Source organism: Candidatus Blochmannia vicinus, assembly GCA_030020825.1.
In the GTDB taxonomy this organism is placed as follows: domain Bacteria; phylum Pseudomonadota; class Gammaproteobacteria; order Enterobacterales; family Enterobacteriaceae; genus Blochmanniella; species Blochmanniella vicinus_A.
This window is the reverse complement of the sequence record CP125213.1, coordinates 224,482-238,799: the sequence shown is the minus strand read 5'-3', so window position 1 is coordinate 238,799 and position 14,318 is coordinate 224,482. Positions and strand designations below refer to the sequence as shown.

At 30.7% G+C, this 14,318-nt stretch carries 25 protein-coding genes, 4 tRNA genes and 2 pseudogenes; 30 read left to right on the top strand and 1 reads right to left on the bottom strand.

Annotation, left to right across the window (positions count from 1 at the left end):
* Positions 1-118: 118 nt before the first annotated feature.
* Entirely contained in the window at positions 119-1,063 is a 945-nt protein-coding gene (gene coaA / locus QMA81_01095) for a type I pantothenate kinase (protein ID WHL24917.1), read from the bottom strand.
* 228 nt (positions 1,064-1,291) lie between these two features.
* Here coaA and QMA81_01090 point away from each other — a divergent pair.
* From QMA81_01090 to rpsK, 30 genes and pseudogenes are all read left to right on the top strand, one after another.
* Positions 1,292-1,364: transfer RNA gene (locus tag QMA81_01090), tRNA-Thr, on the top strand.
* Between the two features lie 13 nt (positions 1,365-1,377).
* Positions 1,378-1,459 (top strand) — tRNA-Tyr (locus QMA81_01085).
* A gap of 37 nt (positions 1,460-1,496) precedes the next feature.
* A tRNA-Gly gene (locus tag QMA81_01080) sits at positions 1,497-1,568 on the top strand.
* Positions 1,569-1,590: 22 nt separating this feature from the next.
* Positions 1,591-1,663: transfer RNA gene (locus QMA81_01075), tRNA-Thr, on the top strand.
* 124 nt (positions 1,664-1,787) lie between these two features.
* Positions 1,788-2,258 carry a bacterioferritin gene (bfr, locus tag QMA81_01070; protein WHL24916.1) on the top strand — a complete coding sequence of 157 codons (471 nt, stop codon included), beginning with the start codon at positions 1,788-1,790 and terminating at the stop codon, positions 2,256-2,258.
* Positions 2,259-2,580: 322 nt separating this feature from the next.
* Positions 2,581-2,892 carry a 30S ribosomal protein S10 gene (gene rpsJ / locus QMA81_01065; protein ID WHL24915.1) on the top strand — a complete coding sequence of 104 codons (312 nt, stop codon included), beginning with the start codon at positions 2,581-2,583 and terminating at the stop codon, positions 2,890-2,892.
* 81 nt (positions 2,893-2,973) lie between these two features.
* Positions 2,974-3,609, top strand: coding sequence for a 50S ribosomal protein L3 (gene rplC / locus QMA81_01060; protein WHL24914.1), 636 nt, complete (start codon positions 2,974-2,976; stop codon positions 3,607-3,609).
* A 13-nt stretch (positions 3,610-3,622) separates the two neighbouring features.
* Entirely contained in the window at positions 3,623-4,255 is a 633-nt protein-coding gene (rplD, locus tag QMA81_01055) for a 50S ribosomal protein L4 (GenBank protein WHL24913.1), read from the top strand.
* Positions 4,252-4,554: a 50S ribosomal protein L23 gene (rplW, locus tag QMA81_01050; protein ID WHL24912.1), complete on the top strand. Its 303-nt coding sequence runs from the start codon at positions 4,252-4,254 to the stop codon at positions 4,552-4,554. Before rplD ends, rplW begins: the two co-directional genes overlap by 4 nt.
* A gap of 23 nt (positions 4,555-4,577) precedes the next feature.
* Complete coding sequence (rplB, locus tag QMA81_01045; protein WHL24911.1) at positions 4,578-5,402, top strand: 50S ribosomal protein L2; 825 nt, start codon at positions 4,578-4,580, stop codon at positions 5,400-5,402.
* A 25-nt stretch (positions 5,403-5,427) separates the two neighbouring features.
* Positions 5,428-5,715: a 30S ribosomal protein S19 gene (gene rpsS / locus QMA81_01040; GenBank protein WHL24910.1), complete on the top strand. Its 288-nt coding sequence runs from the start codon at positions 5,428-5,430 to the stop codon at positions 5,713-5,715.
* 42 nt (positions 5,716-5,757) lie between these two features.
* Positions 5,758-6,087: a 50S ribosomal protein L22 gene (gene rplV, locus QMA81_01035; protein WHL24909.1), complete on the top strand. Its 330-nt coding sequence runs from the start codon at positions 5,758-5,760 to the stop codon at positions 6,085-6,087.
* A 30-nt stretch (positions 6,088-6,117) separates the two neighbouring features.
* Positions 6,118-6,831 carry a 30S ribosomal protein S3 gene (gene rpsC, locus QMA81_01030; protein WHL24908.1) on the top strand — a complete coding sequence of 238 codons (714 nt, stop codon included), beginning with the start codon at positions 6,118-6,120 and terminating at the stop codon, positions 6,829-6,831.
* A 10-nt stretch (positions 6,832-6,841) separates the two neighbouring features.
* The gene (rplP, locus tag QMA81_01025) at positions 6,842-7,243 is read left to right on the top strand and encodes a 50S ribosomal protein L16 (GenBank protein WHL25298.1); all 402 of its coding nucleotides are present in this window, start codon (positions 6,842-6,844) and stop codon (positions 7,241-7,243) included.
* Positions 7,243-7,452 carry a 50S ribosomal protein L29 gene (rpmC, locus tag QMA81_01020; GenBank protein ID WHL24907.1) on the top strand — a complete coding sequence of 70 codons (210 nt, stop codon included), beginning with the start codon at positions 7,243-7,245 and terminating at the stop codon, positions 7,450-7,452. The genes rplP and rpmC overlap by 1 nt, the downstream gene beginning before the upstream one ends.
* 15 nt (positions 7,453-7,467) lie before the next feature.
* Positions 7,468-7,725, top strand: coding sequence for a 30S ribosomal protein S17 (gene rpsQ, locus QMA81_01015; protein ID WHL24906.1), 258 nt, complete (start codon positions 7,468-7,470; stop codon positions 7,723-7,725).
* Between the two features lie 119 nt (positions 7,726-7,844).
* Positions 7,845-8,216 (top strand): annotated as a pseudogene (gene rplN, locus QMA81_01010) (50S ribosomal protein L14).
* Positions 8,217-8,230: 14 nt separating this feature from the next.
* Positions 8,231-8,551, top strand: coding sequence for a 50S ribosomal protein L24 (gene rplX / locus QMA81_01005; GenBank protein WHL24905.1), 321 nt, complete (start codon positions 8,231-8,233; stop codon positions 8,549-8,551).
* A gap of 12 nt (positions 8,552-8,563) precedes the next feature.
* Entirely contained in the window at positions 8,564-9,142 is a 579-nt protein-coding gene (rplE, locus tag QMA81_01000) for a 50S ribosomal protein L5 (GenBank protein WHL24904.1), read from the top strand.
* Entirely contained in the window at positions 9,139-9,444 is a 306-nt protein-coding gene (gene rpsN / locus QMA81_00995) for a 30S ribosomal protein S14 (GenBank protein WHL24903.1), read from the top strand. The genes rplE and rpsN overlap by 4 nt, the downstream gene beginning before the upstream one ends.
* Positions 9,445-9,473: 29 nt before the next feature.
* Positions 9,474-9,869 carry a 30S ribosomal protein S8 gene (gene rpsH, locus QMA81_00990; protein ID WHL24902.1) on the top strand — a complete coding sequence of 132 codons (396 nt, stop codon included), beginning with the start codon at positions 9,474-9,476 and terminating at the stop codon, positions 9,867-9,869.
* Entirely contained in the window at positions 9,859-10,428 is a 570-nt protein-coding gene (gene rplF / locus QMA81_00985) for a 50S ribosomal protein L6 (protein WHL24901.1), read from the top strand. Before rpsH ends, rplF begins: the two co-directional genes overlap by 11 nt.
* 31 nt (positions 10,429-10,459) lie before the next feature.
* The gene (gene rplR, locus QMA81_00980; protein WHL24900.1) at positions 10,460-10,813 is read left to right on the top strand and encodes a 50S ribosomal protein L18; all 354 of its coding nucleotides are present in this window, start codon (positions 10,460-10,462) and stop codon (positions 10,811-10,813) included.
* A gap of 15 nt (positions 10,814-10,828) precedes the next feature.
* Positions 10,829-11,353: a 30S ribosomal protein S5 gene (rpsE, locus tag QMA81_00975; protein WHL24899.1), complete on the top strand. Its 525-nt coding sequence runs from the start codon at positions 10,829-10,831 to the stop codon at positions 11,351-11,353.
* Positions 11,337-11,516, top strand: coding sequence for a 50S ribosomal protein L30 (rpmD, locus tag QMA81_00970; GenBank protein WHL24898.1), 180 nt, complete (start codon positions 11,337-11,339; stop codon positions 11,514-11,516). The genes rpsE and rpmD overlap by 17 nt, the downstream gene beginning before the upstream one ends.
* Positions 11,517-11,519: 3 nt before the next feature.
* Positions 11,520-11,960, top strand: a complete 441-nt coding sequence (gene rplO, locus QMA81_00965) for a 50S ribosomal protein L15 (GenBank protein ID WHL24897.1) — start codon at positions 11,520-11,522, stop codon at positions 11,958-11,960.
* Between the two features lie 10 nt (positions 11,961-11,970).
* Entirely contained in the window at positions 11,971-13,305 is a 1,335-nt protein-coding gene (gene secY, locus QMA81_00960; GenBank protein ID WHL25297.1) for a preprotein translocase subunit SecY, read from the top strand.
* A gap of 42 nt (positions 13,306-13,347) precedes the next feature.
* On the top strand, positions 13,348-13,464 hold the full coding sequence (rpmJ, locus tag QMA81_00955) for a 50S ribosomal protein L36 (protein ID WHL24896.1): 117 nt from the start codon (positions 13,348-13,350) through the stop codon (positions 13,462-13,464).
* A 33-nt stretch (positions 13,465-13,497) separates the two neighbouring features.
* A pseudogene (rpsM, locus tag QMA81_00950) lies at positions 13,498-13,854 on the top strand (30S ribosomal protein S13).
* Positions 13,855-13,891: 37 nt separating this feature from the next.
* Positions 13,892-14,284, top strand: a complete 393-nt coding sequence (gene rpsK / locus QMA81_00945) for a 30S ribosomal protein S11 (protein WHL24895.1) — start codon at positions 13,892-13,894, stop codon at positions 14,282-14,284.
* Positions 14,285-14,318: the final 34 nt, after the last annotated feature.

Here is a 14,318-nt window from a genome sequence, read left to right as displayed (position 1 = left end):
CACTAAATAAATAGTAATCATATCATAAAGATGATACATCTGAATTATTTCCATAATAAACACTATTTTTATTAATAATAATTACAGAAAAATAAAATTATTATTTTTTTAATTGTTGTTATTTTCTCAACCGAACATTATCTACTGTATGGTTAATACCTTTATGCAAAATCAAATTTGCTCGTTCGCGAGTAGGTAGAATATTTTTTTGTAAATTAAGCCCATTTATTTTAGTCCATAATTTCGAAGCTATAGAAATTACTTTTTTTTTAGATAAGTGAGTATAACGATAAAAATAAGAATCAGGATAATAAAAAGTAGTGCAACAAAATTTTACAAACCTATCAACATACCATTCTTGTAGTAAATGTTCTGGAGCATCAACATAAATAGAAAAATCAACAAAATCGGACACAAAAACACAAGGTAAACTGTAATTATAATCGTAGTTAGTTTGTAAAACATTTAATCCTTCCAAAATAAGAATATCTGGTTTATAAATTATTTGTTGAACATTGGGAATAATGTCATATTTTACATGAGAGTATACAGGAATTGTCATTGATCGTACCTTTCCGGACTTAATTTTTGAAATAAAATTTACCAAATTAGCCATATCATAAGATTGTGGAAAACCTTTTTTTTTCATTAAGTGCCGTTTTTTTAATATTTTATTAGAATACAAAAATCCATCAGTTGTTACTAATTCTACAATACGGTGTTCAGGCCATTTACTCAACAGTGCTTGTAATACTCTGGCTGTAGTACTTTTCCCTGCAGAAACGCTACCAGCAATACTAATAACATATGGTATACGTTGCTTTTGAGTGTTCAAAAATTGCTCTAAAACATTTTGTCGTCTTATATTTGAATGAATATATAAATTAAGCAATCTAGATAACGGTAAATAAATTTCTACTACTTCATTTATAGAAAGATTATCATTTATACCTCTTAAATTTAGAATTTCTTTTCGAGATAATATCAATGGCATATTATCTCGAAAAGATGCCCATTCTTTACGATTAAAAGTTAAAAATGGTATAGACGAAACATGTAACATATTGTTTCTATTATATAAAATATATTTATATATATTTTATATAATTAAATATTGTAGTTGAAATGTTATAATACATAATTATAATTTATGTCTTTAAAATAAAAACCTATTTTTAAAAAAATGTTTTAAACACTTTAATTATCTTAAATAAGATAGTATAATTGAGCTTTTAAGTACATGTTCATCAAATTAGAATAATACTCGTTTTTAAACAATAATTAATATGATGCCGGTGTAGCTCAATAGGAAGAGCAACTGATTTGTAATCAGTAGATCAAAGGTTCGAATCCTTTTGCCGGCATCTATGGAATTATGATGGGGTTCCCGAGTGGCTAAAGGGAGCAGACTGTAAATCTGTCGTCGTAGACTTCGAAGGTTCAAATCCTTCCCCCATCATTTAATCATTATGCATTAATTTTATTATTGTTATATAGTGGGCATTGTATAATGGTTATTACCTCAACCTTCCAAGTTGATGATGTGGGTTCGATTCCCACTGTCCACTTTATATAATGTAACTGAATTATGCTGATATAGCTCAGAAGGTAGAGCACACCCTTGGTAAGGGTGAGGTCAGCAGTTCGAATCTGCTTATCAGCATTTATATAAATTTTCCTGTAAAAAAATTAACGATTTTATAATAAAAGATGATCTAAACATAATAAATAATTTTAATTCTAGAATATATACATACAAAAACTAAAAACACCATTTAGGAGATTCTATGAAAGGAGATAATCATCTTATCATGCATCTTAATAACTTACTGAGCGATGAACTAATGGCTGTAAACCAATATTTCTTACATGCTAAAATTTTTAAGAATTGGGGGTTAAAACGCCTTAATGATATAGAATATCAAGAATGTATGGATGAATTAGATCATGCAGACCTTTATACAAAACGTATCTTATTCTTAGAAAATATGCCTACTTTAAGAAAATTCGACTCCTTAAATATTAATAAAAATATTGAAGATATTTTACATGCTGATCTTAGTTTGGAATATCATAGTGTTGACAATTTGCGTAAGAGTATCAAATATGCTGATTCAGTACAGGATTACATATCTAAAGATATAATGATACAAATTCTTAACGATGAAGAAAAACATATTGATTTTTTAGAAACAGAATTAAATCTCATGGAAAAAATCGGTATGCATAATTACATACAATCCCAATTACACAAATGATTTTTTATTTTTTAAAATATTTTATAAATATTTATATAACCTTTAAAAATTATTAAAAATGCTTTAAAAAACTTTTGTTCTAAATTGATCTTGTTTTTTATGTGCTTACTGGTACACTAAGATTACATAGTATTTCTCTCATAAAAAATAGAATATAATTAATTACTGTATTACACTAAATATAAAATACAATTTTGCATATTAAGTGTAGTGACACAAAAATATTTTAGCTATCAATTCTAAACTAGAAGACTAAACAGTATTAAAGATTATATAAAAATTTGTTCATGAATAATTAATTTTTGGAGCTATATATTTAGATATGCAGAATCAAAGAATACGCATTCGTTTGAAAGCATTCGATCATCGATTAATAGATAGATCAACTGTAGAAATAGTAGAAACTGCCAAACGTACCGGCGCTCAAGTACATGGGCCTATCCCATTACCCACTAAAAAAGAAAGGTTCACTGTTTTAATTTCTCCGCATGTTAATAAAGATGCAAGAGACCAATATGAAATACGAACTCATAAACGTTTAATAGATATTGTTGAGCCTACTGATAAAACGGTAGATGCTTTGATGCGTTTAGATTTAGCGGCGGGAGTAGATGTACAAATTAGTCTCGGTTAAAATAATTATATATAGTTTTTATATACATAAAATATATAAAAATATTTAGTTTTAAAATAAAAAGAGGTTATATCCATAATAATGAAAGGTTTAATTGGTAAAAAATTGGGTATGACTAGACTATTCAATGAAGATGGCTTGTCTATTCCTGTGACCATGATTGAAATTGCACCTAATCGTGTAACACAAATAAAAAATGTACAAAACGATGGATATTGCGCAGTGCAAGTCACCACTGGTATTAAAAATATTAAACATGTTAATAAGCCAGAAATAGGGCATATGTTAAAATCAGGAATTAATCCTGGTCGTGGTTTATGGGAATTTAACTGCGAGGACAGAACAAAAATATCAGTAGGAGATATCATCACTATACAGATTTTTATAGATGTTAGAAAAGTTGATATCACAGGCATATCCAAAGGAAAAGGATTTGCAGGTACAATAAAACGTTGGAATTTTCATATGCAAGATGCAAGTCATGGAAACTCTTTATCACATAGAGCTCCTGGGTCTATTGGACAAAATCAAACTCCTGGTAAGGTATTTAAAGGTAAAAAAATGGCGGGACAATTAGGAAACTACAGAGTTACAGTACAAAATTTAGATATTATAAGCGTTGATGTGAAACAAAATTTATTACTAGTTAAAGGTGCTGTTCCGGGAATAATTGGTGGTAATTTAGCTATTAAAAAATCCACTAAAGTACAATATTAAAGAGAAAATGTAAATGGAATTAAAAATTAAGGACTTTACAACTGATATAAATATATCAGATTCAACTAAATTTTCTGTATCTGATGAAATTTTTGGATGTCCTTTTAATCCAGCATTAATACATCAAGTTATTTCTGCTTACTTAACTAATTCTCGTCAAGGAACAAGATCTCAAAAAGGACGCTCAGAAGTTTCAGGTTCTAATAAAAAACCTTGGCGCCAAAAAGGAACCGGAAAAGCACGAGCTGGATCAATAAAAAGCCCTATTTGGCGATCTGGAGGAGTAACCTTTGCAGCTAAACCTAAATTATATAACCAAAAAATAAATAAAAAAATGTATCGAGGAGCAATAAGAAGTATTTTATCTAAATTAGTTCGTGATGATCGTTTATTCTTAATAAAAAATCTGTTTATAGAAAAACCAAAAACTAAATTACTGTTAGAAAAATTACAAATAATAGCACCAAAGAAAAGTATATTAATTTTTACTGATTTTTTAGATAAAAACTTACTTTTGGCATCACGTAATATTTACAAAATTGAAATACGTACTGCGACGCATATAGACCCAGTGAGTTTAATAAATTTTAATACCACTTTAATTACTGATACTACTATAAAAAAAATTGAGAAACAGTTGATATGATTTATCAAGAACGTTTATTAAAAATATTAAAATCTACCCACGTTTCTGAGAAAACATCCATTCAATCAGAAAAATATAATACTTTTGTTTTTAAAGTAGCAAGGTTTGCAACTAAAACAGACATTAAAAATGCTATAAATATGCTGTTTTCTATAAAAACAAATAATATTAACACTGTGATTGTCACAGGAAAATCTAAAGGTACAGCTAATAATATTGGTCGTCGTAGTAACTGGAAAAAAGCGTATATTGCTTTAGAAAAAAATCAAAAGATAGATTTTATAAATACAATAGAATAGATAAACATGGAAATTTAAAAAAAATGCCTATTGTAAAATGCAACCCAACCTCCCCAGGTAGAAGACATGTTAGTAAATTAGTTAATTTTGATTTATATAAAGGAAATCCTTGCTCTGCGTTGTTATCTAATAAAATTAATAAATCAGGTGGGCGTAATAACTATGGTCGTATTACTGTACGCCATATTGGAGGAGGGCATAAAAAACGTTACCGAATAATTGATTTTAAACGTAATAAAGATGGGATTACAGCCATAATAAAACATTTAGAATATGATCCAAATCGTTCAGCAAACATAGCATTAATTTTATATAAAGACGGAGAACGTCGTTATATTTTAGCACCAAAAAATATAAAAATAGGAGATGTTATTAGTTCTGGATTAAATGTTCCGATAACACCAGGAAATTCTTTACCTCTTAGTAATATTCCTATTGGATCTTCTATTCATAATGTAGAAATGAAAATAGGAAAAGGCGGTCAATTAGCACGTTCTGCAGGGTCCTATATACAAATTGTAGCCCGAGATGGAGAATACATGATTCTTAGACTACGATCTGGAGAAATACGTAAAATTCATTGCAAATGCCGAGCAACTATAGGGGAAGTTGGTAATTCTGAACATATGTTACGTATGTTAGGTAAAGCTGGGGCCAACAGATGGCGTGGCACTCGTCCTACTGTACGTGGCACAGCAATGAATCCAATTGATCACCCTCATGGAGGTGGAGAAGGTAAAAATTTTGGAAAACATCCTGTATCTCCTTGGGGAATACAAACCAAAGGAAAAAAAACACGTAGTAATAAACGTACCAATAGATTTATATTATCTCATAGAAAAAAATAATAATTTAAAGATTTAGGAAAAATTTATGCCTCGTTCCATTAAAAAGGGTCCATTTGTAGATCTGCATCTTCTGAAAAAAGTAGAAAAAGCAATAGAAATAGGTGATAAAAAACCTATTAGGACTTGGTCACGGCGATCAACAATATTTCCAAGAATGATTGGTTTAACTATATCGATACACAATGGACGTAAACATATACCTATATTTATTTTAGATGAAATGGTTGGGCATAAATTAGGTGAATTTGCTCCAACTCGTACGTATCGTGGACATTCAGTTGATAAGAAAACAAAAACCATCATTAAAAAATAATAATGATCTTTAAATAAGATTTACTATAGGAGATAATATGGTATGCAAACAATTGCTAGATGCCGTTATATGCGTTCTTCTGCTCAAAAGATTCGTTTAATAATTAATATGATCCGAGGGAAAAAAGTATCTCAGGCACTTGATATTTTAGAATATACCAACAAGAAATCTGCAAAATTAGTCAAAAAGACCTTAGAATCTGCTATTGCTAATGCAGAACATAATGATGGTTTAAATTTTAATAATTTAAAAATTATTAAAATTTTTGTTGACAATGGACCGACTATTAAAAGAATCATGCCGCGTGCTAAAGGACGATCAGATAAAATTATGAAACGCACAAGTCATCTCACCATAATGGTATCTAATTAAAAATATATTTAAACGGATGGAGTATTACAAATGGGTCAAAAGGTACATCCAAATGGAATACGGTTGGGTATCACCAAAACATGGCATTCCACTTGGTATGCAAATAATAAAGATTTTTCTGATAACTTAGGAAGCGATTTTTCAGTGCGTCAGTTTTTATCAAAAAAACTCTCAAAAGCTTCAGTATCTCGTATAATTATTGAGCGTCCTGCTAAAAGCATAAGAGTGACTGTTTATACAGCTAGACCTGGACTCATAATTGGAAAGAAAGGAGAGGATATTGAAAAATTACGTAAGAACATAGCAAAAATTTCTGGCGTTCCAACACAACTAAATATTGCTGAAGTTCGTAAACCAGAATTAGATGCTAAACTATTAGCAGATAATATAGCGTCTCAATTAGAACGTAGAATAATATTTAGACGGGCAATGAAACGGGTTGTACAAAGCGCTATGCGTTTAGGAGCAAAAGGAATTAAAGTAGAAATAAGTGGTAGATTAAGCGGTGCTGAAATTGCTCGTACCGAATGGTATAGAGAAGGACGTGTTCCGTTACATACTTTTCGTGCTGACATTGATTATAGTCTTGCAGAGGCACAGACTACATATGGGGTGATTGGAATTAAAGTATGGGTGTTTAAGGGCGAAATTTTAGGAGATATATTATCCACTAAAACAGACTACTCAAATCAATCAATTAATCAATCAACTAAAAAAAACATAAAAATCACACATAAAGGATAGTAATAGGATGTTGCTGCAACCAAAAAACACAAAGTTTCGTAAAATGCATAAAGGACGTAATCGAGGAATAATAACAAATGACAGTATCAGTTTTGGAAAATTTGCTTTAAAAGCTACTAGTCGTGGACGATTAAAATCTTGTCAAATTGAAGCTGCACGACGTGCTATAAGTCGTGCTATAAAGCGTCAAGGACAAATATGGATTCGTGTTTTCCCAGACAAGCCTATCACTAAAAAACCTCTCGAAGTACGAATGGGAAAAGGAAAAGGTAATGTAGAATATTGGGTAACGTTAATACAACCAGGGAAAATTTTATATGAAATAAACGGAGTACCAAAAGAATTAGCATATAGTGCTTTTAAGTTAGGTGCTTCAAAATTACCGATTAAAACCACTTTAATAGGAATATAATGAATAAAATAATAAAACCATTAAATCAAAAAAAGCAGGAGAATGTTATTACTTCGTTTAAAGCAGAACTAATAAAAGTATTACGTGAATATTTTAACTTACGTATACAGGCAAAAGCAGGGCAATTAAAACAATTGCATTTATTAAAAAAAGTGCGTCGTAATATAGCATCTATTAAATATTACTTATCTAATAATAAAAACATATAAAAAGGAGGATATTTCATGGTTGATAGGATTCGTGTCCTAATAGGTCGCGTAATTAGTAATAAAATGAACAAATCTGCTGTTGTTTCTGTTGAACGTTTAATTAAACATTCAACATATGAAAAGTTTATTAAACGCACCACTAAATTACATGTACACGACCCTAATAATGAAACTAATATTGGAGACATCATTTCAATGAAAGAATGTCGTCCCATTTCTAAAACAAAATCTTGGATACTAACTTCTATTATCAAAAAATCAGATTTTTTTTAAACAAAATATAATATATAATTCATGATAAATTGTTTAATATAACTAATGTAATAGATTTTAAGATATATATCTTTTAAAAATGTCAATTAATTATTATTATAATTATTATGGAGTTTTGTGTGATTCAAGAACGTACTATTTTAAATGTTGCTGATAACTCTGGAGCGCGATATGTAATGTGTATTAAAGTGTTAGGAGGATCTGGTCGTCGTTATGCTAATATCGGTGACGTTATTAAAGTTGCTATCAAGGAAGCCGTACCGCGTGCTAAAGTAAAGAAAGGTGATGTACTAAAAGCTGTTGTGGTTCGTACAAAAAAAGGCGTGCGTCGTTCAGATGGATCTATTATCAGATTCGATAATAATGCCTGCGTATTGCTACATGATACAAGTGCTCAACCTGTAGGCACTCGTATTTTTGGACCAGTAACTCGTGAATTACGTAACGAGAAATTTATGAAGATTATTTCTTTAGCTCCCGAAGTACTTTGATGGAGATTGTTATAATGGCAGCCGCTAAAATTAAATGTAATGATGAAGTTATCGTATTAAGTGGAAAAGATAAAGGAAAAAAAGGAAAAGTAAAGCACATTTTTTATGATAAAAATAGAGCTATAGTAACAGGAATAAATTTAGTAAAAAAACATCAAAAACCCATCCCAAACAAAAATCAACCAGGAGGCATTATTGAAAAGGAAGCGTCTGTCGATTTATCTAATATTGCAATATTTAATGCTACTTTAAATAAAGCAGATCGTGTAGGATTTAAAATAAAAAATGGTAAAAAAATACGAATTTTTAAGTCTAATGGAGACGTAATTAAGTAGCTGGAACAATATATGACTAATTTATATGACTATTATAAAAATAATGTAATACAAAGTTTAATGCAAAAATTTAAGTACCAATCTGTTATGCAAGTTCCTACAATTAAAAAAATTACTATTAATATGGGAGTGGGAAAATCTATTACCAATAAAATTTTTTTAGAAAAAGCAACAGAAGATTTAATGAAAATTTCAGGACAAAAACCAATTGTAACTAAAGCACGTAAATCTATTTCTAGTTTTAAAATTCGGCAAGGCCAGCCAATTGGATGTAAAGTAACTTTACGAGGAACACGTATGTGGGAATTTGTTGAGAGATTCATTTCTATTGCTATGCCTCGTATTCGTGATTTTAGAGGTTTATCTATTAAATCTTTTGATGGCCATGGTAATTACAGCATTGGAATACGTGAGCAAATTATCTTTCCTGAGATTGATTATGATACTGTTGATGACGTGCGAGGAATGGATATCACTATAACTACGAATGCTATTTCTGATAATGAAGCACATGCTTTGTTATCCGCTTGTCGTTTTCCATTTAGAAAACAATCGTATCCTATCCCTTCAAATAGGAGAGTTAAAGCATGACTAAAGAATCCGTAAAAGCGCGCGAAATAAAACGTTTAAAGTTAGTTAATAAATATTATACACAACGGATTTCTCTAAAAAAAATCATCGTTAATCAACGTGTTTCTAACAAAGAACGTTGGAACGCTGTTTTGAAATTACAGACTTTACCACGCGATTCTAGCCCATCTAGACGACGTAATCGTTGTCGTCACACTGGACGTCCTCATGCTTTTTTAAGAAAATTTGGATTAAGTCGTATGAAGTTACGTGAAGCTGCCATGCGCGGAGAAATACCTGGTTTAAGAAAAGCTAGTTGGTAACTAATTATTTACTGTCGGAGTCCTACACAATGAGCATGCAAGATTCGATTGCAGAAATGTTAACTACTATACGTAATGGGCAAATTTCTAAAAAAGAAAAAATTTGCACCCCATCTTCCACAATGAAGATAGCGATTGCTAATGTATTAGCAGAAGAAGGATTTATAAAGAAATATAATATTAAAAATAATGTTAAACCTATTTTAGAAATATTTCTAAAATATTATCAAAAAAGGAAACCTGTCATAGATACTATACAGCGTATTAGTCGCCCTGGATTACGTATCTATAGAAAGAGAAAAGAATTACCTCAAGTAATGTCTGGAATGGGAATTGTTATTATTTCTACTTCTAAAGGTATAATTACAGATAATAAAGCTCGTCAGCTTAATGTTGGTGGGGAGATTATATGTTATGTATCCTGATGCTAAACATATTTATACGCCACATATATATAAAACAATCATTCTTATTCCTAAAAATACAACAACAATAAAACTACAAGACCGTTGCATTTATGTTACAGGTATACTTGGTACATTAACTTTAAAATTACATAAATCAATTGATGTGCAATTACATGATGAAAAAAAACTAGTGGTATATACCACCGAAAATGTTAATAATAAAAATAAAGCATTAATCGGAACAACGAGCGCATTAATTAATAGTATGATTACTGGTGTTACAACAGGGTTCACTAAAAAATTGCAATTAATAGGGATAGGTTATCGTATAGCTATTAAAAATAATATAATAAACCTAACTATAGGATTTTCTCATTCTATTAATTATACATTACCTGTAGAAATTACAGCGACATGTCCAAGCCAAACCGAAATTATTATAACAGGGATAAATAAGCAAATTGTTGGGCAAATTGCAGCAGATTTAAGATCACTTCGTCCTCCTGAACCTTTTAAGGGAAAAGGTATTCGCTACATTAATGAAATAATACATAGTAAAGATACTAAAAAAAGATAATTATTATCAATCATATAGAGAATAATGTAATATGAATAAAAAAGATGCTCGTATTAAAAGAGCTAAAAAAGTACGAAAGAAATTATATAAATTAGGAGCAACTAGATTAGTAATACATAGGACTTGTAAGCATATTTATGCGCAAATAATTTCACAAGATAACTCAAATGTATTAGTGACAGCTTCTACTACGGAAAAAATAATTTCAAATCAAGTGCAAACAACTAGTAATAAAAAAGCTGCAGCTATAGTAGGAAAAATTATTGCAGAACGTGCAACAAAAAAAAATATTACAAGTGTATCTTTTGATCGTTCTGGATTTAAATATCATGGTAGAGTACAAATGTTAGCGAATCACGCTAGACAAGCTGGGCTGATATTTTAAATTAAGGAAAATAACATGAAATATATCGATAAACAGCCTGGTGAATTGCAAGAAAAATTAATTACAGTAAACCGAGTCTCTAAAACTGTTAAAGGCGGTCGTGTATTTAGTTTTACAGCATTAACTGTAGTGGGCGATACAAATGGTCGTGTAGGATTTGGTTACGGTAAAGCTCGTGAAGTTCCATCGGCTATTCAAAAATCAATGGAAAAAGCTCGTCGTAATATGATAATTGTTTCCCTATATAAAGGAACTTTACAACATGTAGTCAAAGGAACGTATACAGGTTCTCATATTTACATGCAACCTGCTTCTGAAGGAACTGGAATTATCGCTGGAACTACAATGCGTGCTATTTTAGAAGTAGTTGGAATACATAATGTGCTAGCAAAAGCTTATGGATCTACAAATCCTATTAATATAGTTCGTGCAACTCTGAATGCATTACAAAACATGAAATCTCCCCAAATGATTGCAGAAAAAAGGGGTAAATCTATCAAAGAAATTTTAGGTTATTATAATTATGTTAAAAACTATTAAATTGACCCAAACTAAAAGTTCTATTGGGTGCCTGCCAAAACATAAAGCAACTTTACGTGGACTGGGATTATCCCATATCAGAAATACTGTTAAAAGGATTGATACACCTTCTATCCGTGGTATGATTAATTTAATTTCTTACATGATTAAAGTGGAGGAATAAATAATGTATCTTAATACTATTTCTCCTTCTAAAGGATCTAAACGTTTAAATAAACGAGTAGGCCGAGGTATAGGATCTGGATTAGGTAAAACAGGAGGGCGTGGTCATAAAGGACAAAAATCTCGTTCTGGAGGTAAAATACGTCTTGGATTTGAAGGCGGACAAACTCCTTTATACCGTAGGTTACCAAAATTTGGATTTATATCTCATAAATCTATGGTTACCCAAGAAATTAAATTATCTGCTTTATCCTGTATTCCCAACAAAATAATAGACGTGAATGTACTAAAAGAACATAATATTATTAAGAAAAAAATTAAGTTTGTTAAAATTATAATGTCTGGAGAAATAAAATGTCCTATCATACTACATAGTAGCTTGCGCATTAGCAAAGGAGCACAAATTGCTATTCAAGCTGTAGGTGGACAAATAAGAGGTAATTAAAAAATTAATGATGATAGTTACTAAAAAATGGCAATCTAAATATACTTTTAAAAGTGTACAAGGTGGGTTGTACGAATTAAAACGAAGAATTATATTTGTGATTACTGCTTTGATTATTTTCCGTATAGGATCATTTATTCCAATCCCGGGAGTAGATTTAATTGTTTTATCAAAAATTATCGAACAACAACAAGGCACTATTATTGAAATGTTTAACATGTTTTCTGGAGGATCCTTAAGCCGCGCTTCTATTTTTAGTTTAGGAATTATGCCATATATTTCATCCTCAATTATTGTGCAACTATTAACCGCGGTACATCCTGCTTTAATAGAAATTAAAAAAGAAGGAGAGAGTGGAAGAAAACTAATTAACCAGTATATTCGTTATGGTACTTTAATACTGGGAATATTACAATCAGTAGGTATTGTAACTAGTTTGCCTAGTGTACCTGGATTAGTGATTAATCCAGGATTTTCTTTTTATTGTATTGCAATTATTAGTCTTGTTTGTGGGACTGTTTTTTTAATGTGGTTAGGTGATCAAATTACTAACAAAGGAATAGGAAACGGAATTTCAGTTATTATTTTTTCAGGAATAATCGCTGGATTACCACTAGCTATAGGCCATACTATAGAACAAGTAAGACAAGATGAATTACATTTCTTCATATTAATTTTAGTTGTCTGTTTAATATTTAGTATTACTTTTTTCGTTGTATTTATGGAGAGAGGACAACGTCGAATTCTAGTGCATTATGCTCAACGTCAGCAAGGTCGGCGTGTTTATGCTGCTCAAAACACACACTTACCGCTTAAAGTAAATATGGCTGGTGTTATTCCTGCTATTTTTGCTTCCAGTGTAATCTTATTTCCAGGAACCGTTGTTTCTTGGTTTGGAAGCAGCACCAGTTGGCAATGGTTAACTATCATGTCTTTATATCTACAACCAGGCCAACCATTATATATTTTACTTTACGCAGCAGCTATTATGTTTTTTTGTTTTTTTTACACATCTTTAGTATTTAATCCACGTGAAACAGCCGAAAATTTAAAAAAATCTGGAGCATTTGTTCCTGGAATTAGACCAGGAGAACAAACATCAAAATATATCAATAAAATTATGATTCGTTTAACTTTCATTGGAGCGATATATGTTACATTTATTTGTCTAGTACCAGAGTTTATGAGAATTGCTATGAAAGTCCCTTTTTATTTTGGAGGTACATCTTTACTTATTGTAGTTGTGGTGATCATGGATTTTATGGTGCAAATACAAACTTTAATGATGTCTAGTCAGTATGAATCTGTACTAAAAAAAGCAAATCTGAAACATTTTAATCACTAATTAAAAAATTTTTAAACTTTATTTTATATATAGGAAAAAATCATGAAAGTACGTGCGTCAGTAAAAAAGTTCTGTCGTCATTGTGAAATTGTAAAAAGACACAACATCGTTCGAGTTGTTTGTCGTATAGATCCAAAACACAAACAACGACAAGGATAATTTTTATTAATATCAATTTTAGGAGTATAAATAGTGGTACGTATAGCAGGTATCAATATTCCTGATCACAAACATACCGTTATTGCTTTAATGTCCATTTACGGAATTGGTAAATCTCGTGCTCGATTAATTTGTTCAAATATAGGAATAAATGAAAATTTGAAACTGTGTAAATTATCTGAAGTCTATATAGATAAATTACGTGATGCAGTAGACAAATATATCGTAGAAGGAGATTTACGCCGAGAGGTAACTCTAAACATTAAACGATTGATTGATCTTGGCACTTACCGCGGATTACGACATCGTCGTAATCTACCAGTACGAGGTCAAAGAACTAGAACAAACGCAAGAACCCGTAAAGGTCCTCGCAAATCAATAAACAAATAACTTAAGTAAATTTAATAAAAGAAATATAAAAACACATATGATTAAATCATCCAATCTTCGAGCGCGCAGACGACTCAAAAAACAAATTTTAGATGGTGTGGCACACATACATGCATCTTTTAATAATACTATAATCACTATTAGTGATAAACAAGGTAATACTTTGGGATGGACTACAGCTGGCGGCTCTGGGTTTCGTGGATCTCGAAAATCCACACCATTCGCTGCACAAATAGCAGCAGAACGGTGTGCTGAAATAGTGCAAGAATATGGAGTAAAAAATTTAGAAGTTATGGTCAAAGGGCCTGGACCAGGGCGTGAATCTGCAGTACGAGCATTAAACGCATCAGGATTCAATATCACTAGTATTACTGATGTTACTCCGATCCCTCATAATGGTTGCCGTCCTTCCAAAAAACGCCGTGTCTAAAAAGACACACTAATGTTATTTTCAAGGAAATCAA